We start from the raw sequence: 12,051 nt of genomic DNA on the forward strand, positions 1-12,051 counted from the left end.
CGCTGATCAGTATGATCGAGATACGACCTAAGGGGTAGCGATGAGCGACCAAGAGCGAGAGAATTTGCCGGTGCAGTCTGGCGAGGAAGAGTCGACCAACACCGCCGACGTGCGCGAGGCGATCGAGCGCGCGAAAGATGCGACCGCGCTGTCAACGGCCGAGACGACGGCGCTCGAGACCCCTGAGGGTGAGGCGATCGAGGCGTCGGGCCTGACGCCAGCCGAGCACGCAGACACCTCGACCGAGGCGATGCTTCCTGTGCAAGAAACCGTCACCATTAGCGAGAGCGTTGAGATGCCGAGCGCTGCGGCTCCTGTAGCCCCCGCTGCTCCGGTTGCTCCCGTACAGGCGCCGGCTGCGACGCCTGGAATTGAACCGGGAGCCATGGTTATCAGCCCCGACCATCCGATGGCGGCGCTCTACATGCAGCAGCCAGATGCCCCGGTCATGAAGTCGAACCGACTCGCGGGTCTGTTTATTAGCCTCCTGGCAACGCTCGGCTTCGGCGTCATCTACGCTGGCCTGCTCGCGCTCTGGCTCGCGAGGCACTACCCGCCCTCGACGTTCCTGCAAGAGGGGCTGTACCCGTACCTGGTCTCGCTCGGCTTCGTGATTCCGTGCGGCGTCTTCTTCGTGACGATGCTCGCACTCGTGTTGATCTTTAACCGTGCCGGCTGGTGGGTCTATGCCGTGCTCGGCTTCTTCGTCGCCATCGCCGTGTGGGCAAGCGCCGGCGTGGGGTACGCTCTCTCGCCGCAGCTCATCGACGCTGCCGAAGGCGCGCGCCACAACATTCGCGACTTTGCGAAGTTTGCCCTGACGATCCCCGCGCTTGTCGCAGCCGTCTCTGCGCGAGAGGTCGCCGTGTGGTTTGGTGCGTGGATCGGCGCTCGTGGCCGCCGCCTCAAGACTCGAAACGCGGCAGCGCAAGAAGAGTACGAGCAGAAGCTCGCCGAGCTGAAAGTACCGCAGGCACTATGAACAAGCGCGTTCCGCACCGAGTCACGAAGGCCTATGCCCGAGGACTGATCGGTGCGGTCGCCATTTTTGCCATGTCGCTTGTCGTGGTCTCGTGGGGCTACGTCTCATGGTTTCTCGGCAGCGATCCTATCGAGAGTGACGTTTCGCGAGTCACCGCTCCTGGCATCGTTGGGTTATGCCTCGTGATGCTCGTGATCGTGCTCTGGCGCGAAATGATCTCTCTGTTGCGGGCTAACCCGCCATCACTTGTGCTCATCATCGTGATGCCCGCTGCTGCCTACTTGCTCTGGTCGCTGCTTGGCGTCGCCTTTGGGCTGAGCATCGAAGAGACCTGGCTGAGCCCGTATGCGCTCGCACTCGCGGTCTCATGGTTGCTCGCCGTGATCATTTTTTGGTGGATCGCGATGCGCAAGCTCTACAGCGGCAAAGACCGACCGCGGTGGCCGTGGGAGAAGAACGAGCTCGATGAGGGTCCTGACTACTTTAAGGATGGCCTGCCGTGACGGGGGAGCACCTGGCGGCGCGGGTTGCCGAGAATATTCAAGCGTGGGAGGGGTGGTTGGCCTCGTGGGAGCCGCCCCTGAACCGCGCCAGGCCGAGGGTGTGCCGTAAGTGCACGAACTCGCCACTTGCCGCGGCCGCGGGTTTCGCCCGTGACACCCCTCACCAGGTGGTGCACGCACTCGTCTCACGCATGCATCGACTCATCGACGCCGAGGTCGATATGTACACGAACGAGCACCTGCCGCTTTTGCAGGCCGAGCTCGAGGGCGCCGCGATCTGGAACTCGGGAGGCTACGACCCGGGTCAGGGACTTGACGTTGAATACGATGGAGTAGACCACGACGCTGTTGAAGCCCCGGGTGCTCAACCCTTTCTCTTTACCTTTGCTGAGTTGCAGCAGGCTGAGAAGCCTGAGCCGGCGTTACCCAGGCCGCCGCTCACCGAAGCAGAAAAACGACAGCTGAAACTTGAGATCGATGTTGCCGATAGACAGGCTGCCTCGGTAGGGCAGGAGCTGTGCTTTTTGCTTGTTGAACATCAGCCGGGCGTGCGGCAGGCGGTCAAGCGTTTCGTCGATCCGCAAATTGAAGCACTACTTGAACAACTCAGCCGCAATCTTGAAGCACCGGGAAACTGAACGTCGGTTGAACTCCCAGCGCATCTTGTTGCACCTGGCGGCCCGGGCACGGTAATGTTACTTGTTGGCGTGTGTTGACGTTGTGGCTGCACTGTGGCTGCAATCACGCTCGCGCTCAGGGTCCCTCACCATCCGGTTGAAACCCCCACGGCATACTCGTCATCAAAGCACACCCTCGGGTGCGCCGACGAGTCAGTGAGCCTGCTGTGCTCACACATGCTGCAAGCAATACAGCATTCCTGTCACCGTGCAGGAACGAACAAGGAGAAATAGTGCCAACTATTCAGCAGTTGGTTCGTAAGGGGCGTAAGAGCAAGCCTGCTAAGGGCAAAGCTCCCGCACTGAAATCGAATCCCCAGCAGCGTGGCGTATGCACCCGTGTGTACACCACCACCCCGAAGAAGCCGAACTCGGCGATGCGTAAGGTCGCTCGTGTGAAGCTCTCGAACGGAACCGAGGTAACGGCCTACATCCCAGGTGAAGGCCACAACCTGCAGGAGCACTCGATGGTGCTCGTGCGCGGCGGTCGTGTGAAGGACCTCCCCGGTGTTCGCTACAAGATTGTTCGTGGCGCGCTCGACACGCAGGCGGTCAAGGACCGCAAGCAGGCTCGTAGCCACTACGGCGCTAAGAAGGAGAAGAAGTAATGCCTCGTAAGGGTCCTGCTCCGAAGCGCCCAGTGGTCGCTGATCCCGTTTACGGATCACCGGTCGTCAGCCAGCTCGTTAACAAAATCCTCGTAGATGGCAAGAAGGGTCTCGCCGAGCGCATCGTGTATGAAGCGCTCGAGACCGTTGCCGACAAGTCAGGCCAGGACGCCGTGACGGTACTCAAGAAGGCGCTCGACAACGTGCGCCCCACCCTTGAGGTTCGCTCACGTCGTGTTGGTGGTAGCACCTACCAGGTTCCCGTAGAAGTGAAGCCACACCGTGCAAACACCCTTGCACTCCGTTGGCTCACGAGCTACGCGAAGGACCGTCGTGAGAACACCATGACGGAACGTCTCACCAACGAGATCCTCGACGCATCAAACGGCCTCGGTGCCGCAGTCAAGCGCCGTGAAGACACGCACAAGATGGCGGAGTCGAACCGCGCATTTGCTCACTACCGCTGGTAGTAAGCCTGGGGCAGGCTGCTTCGGCTCCTGCCCCTCTCATCACTTCAGACCGAAACTGTTTGTCGGGGTCAGCGATCCTGGCTCCCAAACTCATTGGAGGAACCCGTGGCACAAGACGTGCTCACCGACCTGAACAAGGTCCGCAACATCGGCATCATGGCCCACATTGATGCCGGCAAGACCACTACCACCGAGCGCATTCTGTTTTACACGGGTGTTAACCACAAGCTCGGTGAGACCCACGATGGTGGCGCGACCACCGACTGGATGGAGCAGGAGAAAGAGCGCGGCATCACGATCACCAGTGCCGCGGTGACCTGCTTCTGGAACAAGAACCAGATCAACATCATCGACACCCCGGGACACGTTGACTTCACCGTTGAGGTAGAGCGCTCACTGCGCGTGCTCGACGGTGCTGTTGCTGTGTTCGATGGTAAAGAGGGCGTTGAGCCCCAGTCTGAGACCGTTTGGCGCCAGGCAGACAAGTACGAGGTTCCTCGTATCTGCTTCGTGAACAAGATGGACAAGATGGGTGCCGACTTCTTCTTCACCGTCGACACGATCGTTTCGCGTCTCGGTGCGAAGCCGCTCGTCATGCAGATTCCCATCGGTGCTGAGAACGACTTCATCGGTGTTGTCGACCTGCTCACCATGAAGGCTTTCGTCTGGGAGGGCGACTCGAAGGGTGACGTTACCCTCGGTGCGAACTACGAAACCCAGGAGATCCCTGCCGATCTGCTTGAGAAGGCCAAGGAATACCGCGAGAAGCTCGTCGAGACGGTTGCTGAGACCGATGACGAACTCCTTGAGAAGTTCTTCGGTGGCGAAGAGATCAGCGTTGACGAGATCAAGGTTGCGATCCGCAAGCTTGTTGTCAACAACGAGATCTACCCAGTCTTCTGCGGCTCGGCGTTCAAGAACCGCGGCATCCAGCCCGTTCTCGACGCAGTTGTTGACTTCCTCCCGAACCCCCTCGACGTTGGTGCTATTGAAGCGCACGACCCGAAGGATGAGTCGGTCGTTATCGAGCGTTTCCCAACCGAAGAGAGCCCCTTCTCGGCACTCGCGTTCAAGGTTGCTGTGCATCCGTTCTTCGGTCGCCTCACCTACGTTCGTGTCTACTCGGGCAAGATTCCCTCGGGCACCGCGGTACTCAACTCGACCAAGGGCAAGCGCGAGCGTATCGGTAAGATCTTCCAGATGCACGCCAACAAGGAGAACCCTGTTGACGAGCTCATGGCAGGCAACATCTACGCCGTTGTTGGTCTCAAAGACACGACGACCGGTGACACGCTCTGCGCACAGGACGCTCCCGTTGTTCTCGAGTCGATGACCTTCCCTGAGCCCGTGATTGAGGTTGCGATTGAGCCCAACACCAAGGGTGACCAGGAGAAGCTCGGCACGGCCATTCAGAAGCTTGCTGAAGAGGACCCGACGTTCCGCGTTAGCCTCAACCCTGAGACCGGCCAGACCGTCATCGCGGGTATGGGCGAGCTGCACCTCGACATTCTTGTTGACCGCATGAAGCGCGAATTCAAGGTTGAGGCGAACGTTGGTAAGCCACAGGTTGCTTACCGCGAGACGATTCGCAAGACGGTTGAGAAGTACGACTACACCCACAAGAAGCAGACCGGTGGTTCAGGTCAGTTCGCTAAGGTGCAGATCGCGCTTGCTCCGCTCGAGACCGACACCGACAAGGTGTACGAGTTCGAAGACAAGGTCACCGGCGGTCGCGTGCCCCGCGAGTACATTCCTTCGGTTGATGCGGGTATTCAGGATGCAATGCAGTACGGTATTCTCGCTGGCTTCCCACTCGTGAATGTCAAGGCGACGCTGCTCGACGGCCAGTACCACGATGTTGACTCGTCAGAAATGGCGTTCAAGATCGCCGGCTCGATGGCGTTCAAAGAGGCTGCACGCCTCGCGAACCCCGTGCTACTCGAGCCCATGATGGCCGTTGAAGTACGTACCCCCGAAGAGTACATGGGCGACGTTATCGGCGACCTCAACTCACGCCGTGGTCAGATCCAGTCGATGGAAGACGCAAGCGGTGTCAAGGTAGTGCGTGCACTCGTACCACTTTCAGAGATGTTCGGGTACATTGGTGATCTGCGGTCGAAGACCTCAGGCCGTGCAGTGTTCTCGATGGTCTTCGACTCATACGCTGAGGTTCCGAAGGCTGTGGCCGATGAGATCGTTCAGAAGGCTAAGGGCGAGTAACCTTGCCCAAGAGCAGGGTTTCCCGCATAATATTCCGGGAAACCCTGCGCTCAGCTCGCATCAAGCGGCCTGAGCAAGTAACATAATTACAAACCGTACTTTTCCGCTTTCGAAAACCGTCGAAAGCCGGGCAGGTACCCAATGTCCTGAGGAGGACCTATAGTGGCTAAGGCCAAGTTCGAGCGGACTAAGCCGCACGTTAACATCGGAACGATCGGTCACGTTGACCACGGTAAGACGACTCTTACTGCTGCGATTTCGAAGACCCTCGCTGATCACTACCCGTCAGAGACGAACGTTCAGCGCGACTACGACCAGATCGACTCGGCTCCTGAAGAGCGCCAGCGCGGTATTACCATCAACATCTCGCACGTTGAGTACGAGACTCCGAAGCGCCACTACGCACACGTTGATGCACCAGGCCACGCTGACTACATCAAGAACATGATCACCGGTGCTGCCCAGATGGACGGCGCAATCCTCGTGGTTGCTGCTACCGACGGCATGATGGCACAGACCAAGGAGCACATCCTCCTTGCGAAGCAGGTCGGCGTTCCTTACCTCCTCGTTGCACTCAACAAGTGCGACCAGGTCGACGATGAGGAAATCCTCGAGCTCGTCGAGATGGAGGTCCGTGAGGAACTCTCGAAGCAGGGCTTCCCTGGTGATGACGTTCCAGTTATCCGCACTTCAGGCTACGGCGCACTCCAGGGCGAAGAGAAGTGGGCTAAGTCCATTCTCGAGCTCATGGAAGCTGTAGACGAGAACATCCCCGATCCCGTGCGTGACCGAGACAAGCCATTCCTCATGCCCGTTGAGGACGTCTTCACGATCACCGGTCGTGGAACCGTTGTTACCGGCCGTGCAGAGCGTGGTACCCTCGCGATCAACTCTGAGGTCGAGATCGTTGGTCTCCGCGATACCCAGAAGACGACCGTTACTGGTATCGAGATGTTCCACAAGCAGCTCGACGAAGCATGGGCTGGCGAGAACTGTGGTCTCCTGCTCCGCGGTACCAAGCGCGAAGACGTAGAGCGTGGTCAGGTTGTTGTTGCTCCTGGTTCAATCCAGCCGCACACCAACTTCGAGGGCACCGCTTACATCCTCAAGAAGGAAGAGGGCGGCCGTCACAACCCGTTCTTCACCAACTACCGCCCCCAGTTCTACTTCCGTACGACTGACGTCACCGGCGTCATCACGCTGCCCGAGGGCACCGAGATGGTTATGCCTGGCGACACCACCGACATGACGGTTGAGCTGATCCAGCCAATCGCTATGGAAGAGGGCCTCGGCTTCGCAATCCGTGAGGGTGGCCGCACCGTTGGTGCAGGCACCGTTACCAAGGTTATTGCGTAAGTAGTTCCTGAACGATGACCCCGGCAGTAATGCCGGGGTCATCGTCATTTTGGCGGTCATTCGCCGTTAACACAGGACCCTGAGCCAGAGAATGAGGGCAAAGGGAGTATCCTCGTAAAGAAAGAAAAACTCGCGAACTCAGGGGAATACGTGACATCGAAAGTGCTCGGCCGTGTGAGGCACTTCACACAAGCGTATGGCGCACTGTACTTTGCTGACGCGCTTTCGTGGGCAGGAGCAATTATCGTGGCGCTCATCCTGCGCTTCGACTTTGACACTCACCGTATTAACTGGCAGAGCACCCTCTTCGTCATCGCCGTGACCGCCGCCTTTCAGCTGCTTGGTGGCTGGGTGTTTTGGCTATATCGCAATCGGTACGAGATTGGGAGTTTTGACGAGGTTCGCGCGCTCGTATTGAACACCAGCGCAGTTATGGTTGTCTCGTGGTTCGCTGCATTCCTCGTCGGCTATGGGAACGGAATACCGCGATCAACGATGATCATTGCGGCCCCGATCGCCTTTAGCTTCATGGGTGTAACAAGGTATCTCGTGCGTATTGCTTCAGAGCAACAGCTCAAGCCCGGCCGTGAAGCAGACCGGGTCATTATTTTCGGAGCTGGCTATGTGGGTACGCTCACCGTACGCCGTCTTCTCACCGACGTGCAGGCACAAATGCTCCCTGTCGCAATGCTCGATGATGACCCAAAAAAGAGTAACACTGAGGTACGCGGTGTTCGCGTCATGGGTACCCTTGAAGACCTCGTACGGGTAGCCGATGAGACACGTGCTAACACGATTATGGTCTGCATCGGCTATGCCGATTCACGGCTGATGCGCCGCACGAGCGAACTTGCCGAAGAAGCGGGTCTTACGGTGATGGTGCTGCCGCCCATCGAGCAGATCATGCACGGTTCGAGTGAACTCTCAGACGTGCGTGCCCTGTCGATTGAAGACCTCATTGGCCGGTACCCCGTAAGCCTGGAGACCGAGTCCATCGCCTCGTATCTTGCCCAGAAAACCGTTCTCGTGACGGGGGCAGGAGGGTCAATTGGCTCTGAGCTCTGTCGGCAGCTTGTTCGCTTCTCTCCTCGTGAGATCGTCATGCTTGACCGAGACGAGTCGGCGCTGCAAGAGACACAAATCTCAATTCGAGGGCACGGGCTGCTCGACACCAGCGACGTTGTACTGGCCGATATTCGAGACGCTGAGAATCTCGAGACTGTCTTTCTTGAGCATAAGCCAGACGTCGTGTTTCACGCTGCGGCGCTTAAACACCTCCCGATGCTTGAACAGTACCCAGAGGAAGCATGGAAGACGAATGTCCAGGGTACGCTTAACGTTCTGCGTGCAGCAAAGGCAGCAAATGTTCACACGTTCGTGAATATTTCGACCGATAAGGCTGCCAACCCTACAAGTGTGTTGGGGCACTCCAAACGTGTCGCTGAAAAGCTGACTGCTTGGATGGCGAAAGAGACCGGTGGCCGCTACCTCTCGGTGCGCTTCGGTAATGTCATTGGCAGCCGCGGTTCGATGCTCCCGACGTTTAAACGTCTGATTGAACAGGGTGGGCCGCTCACCATTACGCATCCCGACGTTACGCGCTACTTCATGACAATTCCCGAGGCCTCACAGCTTGTCATTCAGGCTGGAGGAATCGGCAGGCCAGGCGAAGTGCTGATTCTCGACATGGGTGAACCCGTGAGCATTCTCGACGTGGCAAAGCGCATGATCGAATCATCGGGCAAAGACATCGATATCGTCTATACCGGCCTGCGCCACGGTGAGAAACTTCACGAGGAGCTTGTGACGCTTGAAGAGGGCGATGAGCGCCCCTTCCACAACAAGATTTCACATGCCCGGGTCGACTGGCTCGCACCCGACGGTCTTGACCATGACACGTGGATCGCGCGAATGGATCTCACTGACGAAGCAGAGGGGCGGCTCTCGTGACCTCGACCATGATCGTGGTGACGGTCTTTGCGCTGACGCTCGCTTTGTCGCTCTTGCTACCGAAGCTCGTGAAACCACTGCTCGTGCGACTTGGCATCATGGACGTTCCGAATGAACGCTCGTCACACGAGCGCCCAGTGATTCGTGGCGTTGGCCTCGCGGTGCTCATTGCGATGGCTGCCGGCTATCTCGCCGGCTTGCTGAGCCTGACCGGTGCAAGCGACTGGGGTTTGCTGCTCGTGGTCACGGTGGCTTCGCTCGCGAGCGGTGTTTTGGGTCTTGGTGAAGACCTGCGTGGCGTGAGCGTTCCGGTACGCAGTGCTGCGTTACTGCTCATTGGGGGAGTGGCTGCCGTGGCGCTCATCTGGCCGTCATGGTCGACGGGCGCAGCGACGTTTGGCTGGGGTGGCCCTTTTGACCGTAGCGAGCTCCCTCTCTGGGTGCTGCTACTGCTCGTTGTATACGCGGTTCTCTTTATCTCAAGCTACATTAACGTTGCAAACTTCATGGACGGACTGAACGGCATCAGCGGTTTCCACGCGGTCATCGCTGGGCTCACTTTTGCCGCCGTCGGTCACGTGACCGAGATGACGTGGCTTGGCGTCGCTGGCGTCGTTATCGCGGCGGGCTTTCTCGGTTTCCTGCCCTACAACCTCACGAAGCCCGGCGCGTTCCTCGGTGATGTCGGGAGCTACCTGCTCGGAGGTGCAGTTGCCGTCACAAGTTTTGCCGCGCTCATGGCTGGTGTTCCGATGCTGGCGACGATCGGGCCTATGGTTATTTACTTTGGCGATGTGGGAGTAACGCTTGTGAGGCGTGTCCGTGCCGGCTATAAGTGGGATGAGCCACACAAAGAACACACGTACCAGCGCATTCAGCAGCTCGGCTACTCTCACACGACAGCTTCGGCAATCGCGGGCCTCTGTACCGCAGCAACGTCAGCGCTGGGCCTCGTGAGCCTGTGGGTAGACGGCTGGTGGCAGCTGGGTTTGCTGGCGCTTGGGTTTGTTGTCTTGGGCATCTATCTTGCGCTACCGCGACTGCTTTCGCGGGGTCGATCCACCAATCTCTGAAAAGCGACACGCCCGGGTTGCGCGGTGGCCGGAGGTGTGTGAGAATTGATTGGTTCAGTATTCCGCAATTCTTTTTGCGGATCACCGCTCAAGTGTGCGTGACCGCCCCGATCGGGGTAGGGAGTGCCCTGGGTGGCGAACATTTCTTCATGACAGTGCAGCGTTCTTTCGCTGTCTCGAGTGGGGCGTGACGCAAGTCACGAATTTGACAGGTGAATAGCGAACACGCACTCCAGTGGTGCATGAACGTTTTACACGAAGACGTCCAATGTCAGGCTTCGGCCTGGGTATGACGCAACAGAAAGAGAGAGTCACATGGCGGGACAAAAGATCCGCATTCGACTGAAGTCGTATGACCACGAAGTCATCGACAGCTCTGCACGCAAGATCGTTGACACGGTCACTCGTGCAGGTGCAACTGTAATTGGCCCCGTGCCGCTGCCCACTGAGAAGAACGTGATCGCTGTGATCCGCTCACCTCACAAATACAAGGACAGCCGCGAGCACTTCGAGAAGCGCACCCATAAGCGCCTCATCGATATCGTTGACCCGACTCCAAAGGCTGTTGATTCGCTTATGCGTCTCGACCTGCCCGCCGATGTCAACATCGAGATCAAGCTCTAGGGGGTCAAGCGCATATGTCATCAGTAAAGAACGTAAAGGGCCTGCTCGGCACCAAGCTCGGCATGACCCAGGTATGGGACGAGAACGGCGCAGTCGTTCCCGTAACCGTCGTTGAGGTTGCTCCCAACGTCGTAACCCAGATTCGTACGCAGGACGTAGACGGCTACTCAGCAGTGCAGATTGCTGCCGGCCAGATCGACCCGCGTAAGGTAAACAAGCCCGCTTCGGGCCACTTCGAGAAGGCAGGCGTTACGCCGCGTCGTCACCTCACCGAGGTACGCACGCCCGACGCAGCCAGCTACGAACTGGGCCAGGAGCTCACCGTTGCAGAGACCTTTGAGGCAGGACAGCTCGTTGACGTTGTCGGCACTTCAAAGGGCAAGGGCTTTGCAGGCACCATGAAGCGCCACAACTTCGGTGGCGGCGCTGCATCGCACGGTGCACACCGTAACCACCGCAAGCCCGGCTCGATCGGCGCATCGGCTACCCCTGGTCGCGTATTCAAGGGTAAGAAGATGTCAGGCCGCATGGGTGGCGACCGCGTTACCGTTCAGAACCTCAAGGTTCACGCGGTTGACGCTGATCGCGGTCTTGTGCTCATCAAGGGTGCAATCCCAGGTGCTGCGGGTCGTCTCGTTTTCATCCGCAACACAGTGAAGGGGGCGTAGTCCATGGCTACCGTAACTCCAGCAAAGGTAACGTTCCCAGCGGAGATCTTCGACGCTCCGACCAACGTGCCGCTCATTCACCAGGTTGTCGTCGCACAGCTCGCAGCTGCGCGCCAGGGCACCCACAAGGTGAAGACTCGTGGCGAGGTTTCGGGTTCGGGTACTAAGCCGTTCAAGCAGAAGGGCACCGGCCGCGCTCGTCAGGGTTCGATCCGTATGCCTCAGCACACCGGCGGCGGCATTGTTCACGGCCCAGTCCCACGCGATTACTCACAGCGCACCCCGAAGAAGATGGTTGCAGCGGCTCTCCGCGGCACCCTTTCGGATCGCGCTCGCGCAGGCCGCATTGTTGTTCTCGACGCAATCGTCGGTGACAAGCCCAGCACCAAGCAGGCTCGTACCGCTCTCGAGAGCGTTGTTCAGGGCAAGCGCGTGCTCGTCATTACGGAAGCAACCGAAGAGTCGACGATTCTTTCGGTACGCAACCTGCCGAACGTGCACGTGATCGAACACGGTCAGCTCAACGCATACGACGTGGTCGTCAGCGACGACATCGTCTTCACCAAGGCCGCCTTCGACGCTTTCGTCGCAGCGCGTACTGCTAAGGAGGACTCGAAGTAATGAGCCTGAACAAGAACCCACACGACGTGATTCTGCGTCCCGTGGTGTCAGAGAAGAGCTACACGCTCATCGACACGAACGGCCAGTACACCTTCGAGGTTGAGCCCACTGCAAGCAAGACCGAGATCAAACTCGCTCTTGAGCAGATCTTCGACGTAAAGGTCGCAAAGATCAACACGCTCAACCGCAAGGGCAAGACGCGCCGTACCCGCTTCGGCATGGGCAAGCGCAAGGACACCAAGCGCGCCATCGTCAAGCTGAGCCAGGGCACCATCGACATCTTCTCGGCTGCATAAGCC

At 58.6% G+C, this 12,051-nt stretch carries 13 protein-coding genes; all 13 read left to right on the top strand.

Going from position 1 to position 12,051, the window contains the following annotated elements; translation table 11 throughout:
* The first annotated feature begins 40 nt into the window (after positions 1–40).
* On the top strand, positions 41–982 hold the full coding sequence (locus tag KTJ78_RS00145; protein ID WP_217131601.1) for a hypothetical protein: 942 nt from the start codon (positions 41–43) through the stop codon (positions 980–982).
* On the top strand, positions 979–1,485 hold the full coding sequence (locus KTJ78_RS00150; RefSeq protein ID WP_217131602.1) for a hypothetical protein: 507 nt from the start codon (positions 979–981) through the stop codon (positions 1,483–1,485). The genes KTJ78_RS00145 and KTJ78_RS00150 overlap by 4 nt, the downstream gene beginning before the upstream one ends.
* Positions 1,482–2,123 carry a spermidine/putrescine ABC transporter substrate-binding protein gene (locus tag KTJ78_RS00155; protein WP_217131603.1) on the top strand — a complete coding sequence of 214 codons (642 nt, stop codon included), beginning with the start codon at positions 1,482–1,484 and terminating at the stop codon, positions 2,121–2,123. Before KTJ78_RS00150 ends, KTJ78_RS00155 begins: the two co-directional genes overlap by 4 nt.
* 272 nt (positions 2,124–2,395) lie before the next feature.
* Positions 2,396–2,770 (top strand): 30S ribosomal protein S12, encoded by a 375-nt coding sequence (gene rpsL / locus KTJ78_RS00160; RefSeq protein ID WP_217131605.1) that lies wholly within the window; start codon positions 2,396–2,398, stop codon positions 2,768–2,770.
* Positions 2,770–3,240, top strand: a complete 471-nt coding sequence (gene rpsG, locus KTJ78_RS00165; protein ID WP_217131607.1) for a 30S ribosomal protein S7 — start codon at positions 2,770–2,772, stop codon at positions 3,238–3,240. The genes rpsL and rpsG overlap by 1 nt, the downstream gene beginning before the upstream one ends.
* A 105-nt stretch (positions 3,241–3,345) precedes the next feature.
* The gene (fusA, locus tag KTJ78_RS00170) at positions 3,346–5,460 is read left to right on the top strand and encodes an elongation factor G (RefSeq protein ID WP_217131609.1); all 2,115 of its coding nucleotides are present in this window, start codon (positions 3,346–3,348) and stop codon (positions 5,458–5,460) included.
* A gap of 162 nt (positions 5,461–5,622) precedes the next feature.
* Entirely contained in the window at positions 5,623–6,816 is a 1,194-nt protein-coding gene (gene tuf, locus KTJ78_RS00175) for an elongation factor Tu (protein WP_217131611.1), read from the top strand.
* A 150-nt stretch (positions 6,817–6,966) separates the two neighbouring features.
* Complete coding sequence (locus KTJ78_RS00180; RefSeq protein ID WP_217131613.1) at positions 6,967–8,766, top strand: polysaccharide biosynthesis protein; 1,800 nt, start codon at positions 6,967–6,969, stop codon at positions 8,764–8,766.
* The gene (locus KTJ78_RS00185) at positions 8,763–9,839 is read left to right on the top strand and encodes an MraY family glycosyltransferase (RefSeq protein ID WP_369807906.1); all 1,077 of its coding nucleotides are present in this window, start codon (positions 8,763–8,765) and stop codon (positions 9,837–9,839) included. The genes KTJ78_RS00180 and KTJ78_RS00185 overlap by 4 nt, the downstream gene beginning before the upstream one ends.
* Before the next feature lie 315 nt (positions 9,840–10,154).
* Positions 10,155–10,463 carry a 30S ribosomal protein S10 gene (gene rpsJ / locus KTJ78_RS00190; protein ID WP_010156393.1) on the top strand — a complete coding sequence of 103 codons (309 nt, stop codon included), beginning with the start codon at positions 10,155–10,157 and terminating at the stop codon, positions 10,461–10,463.
* A 14-nt stretch (positions 10,464–10,477) separates the two neighbouring features.
* Positions 10,478–11,131 (top strand): 50S ribosomal protein L3, encoded by a 654-nt coding sequence (rplC, locus tag KTJ78_RS00195; RefSeq protein ID WP_217131616.1) that lies wholly within the window; start codon positions 10,478–10,480, stop codon positions 11,129–11,131.
* Positions 11,132–11,134: 3 nt separating this feature from the next.
* Positions 11,135–11,752, top strand: a complete 618-nt coding sequence (gene rplD, locus KTJ78_RS00200; RefSeq protein WP_217131617.1) for a 50S ribosomal protein L4 — start codon at positions 11,135–11,137, stop codon at positions 11,750–11,752.
* Positions 11,752–12,048 (top strand): 50S ribosomal protein L23, encoded by a 297-nt coding sequence (gene rplW, locus KTJ78_RS00205; protein WP_217131619.1) that lies wholly within the window; start codon positions 11,752–11,754, stop codon positions 12,046–12,048. Before rplD ends, rplW begins: the two co-directional genes overlap by 1 nt.
* Positions 12,049–12,051: the final 3 nt, after the last annotated feature.

Origin of the sequence: Leucobacter chinensis (assembly GCF_019049105.1) — a bacterium.
Taxonomy (GTDB): Bacteria; Actinomycetota; Actinomycetes; order Actinomycetales; family Microbacteriaceae; genus Leucobacter_A; species Leucobacter_A chinensis.

Excerpts from the sequence above, each read along its gene's own strand:
- rplW (WP_217131619.1), top strand. The coding sequence starts at position 11,752 with ATGAGCCTGAACAAGAACCCACACGACGTGATTCTGCGTCCCGTGGTG.
- KTJ78_RS00145 (WP_217131601.1), top strand. The coding sequence starts at position 41 with ATGAGCGACCAAGAGCGAGAGAATTTGCCGGTGCAGTCTGGCGAGGAA.
- rpsJ (WP_010156393.1), top strand. The coding sequence starts at position 10,155 with ATGGCGGGACAAAAGATCCGCATTCGACTGAAGTCGTATGACCACGAA.
- KTJ78_RS00150 (WP_217131602.1), top strand. The coding sequence starts at position 979 with ATGAACAAGCGCGTTCCGCACCGAGTCACGAAGGCCTATGCCCGAGGA.
- rplD (WP_217131617.1), top strand. The coding sequence starts at position 11,135 with ATGGCTACCGTAACTCCAGCAAAGGTAACGTTCCCAGCGGAGATCTTC.
- rplC (WP_217131616.1), top strand. The coding sequence starts at position 10,478 with ATGTCATCAGTAAAGAACGTAAAGGGCCTGCTCGGCACCAAGCTCGGC.
- rpsG (WP_217131607.1), top strand. The coding sequence starts at position 2,770 with ATGCCTCGTAAGGGTCCTGCTCCGAAGCGCCCAGTGGTCGCTGATCCC.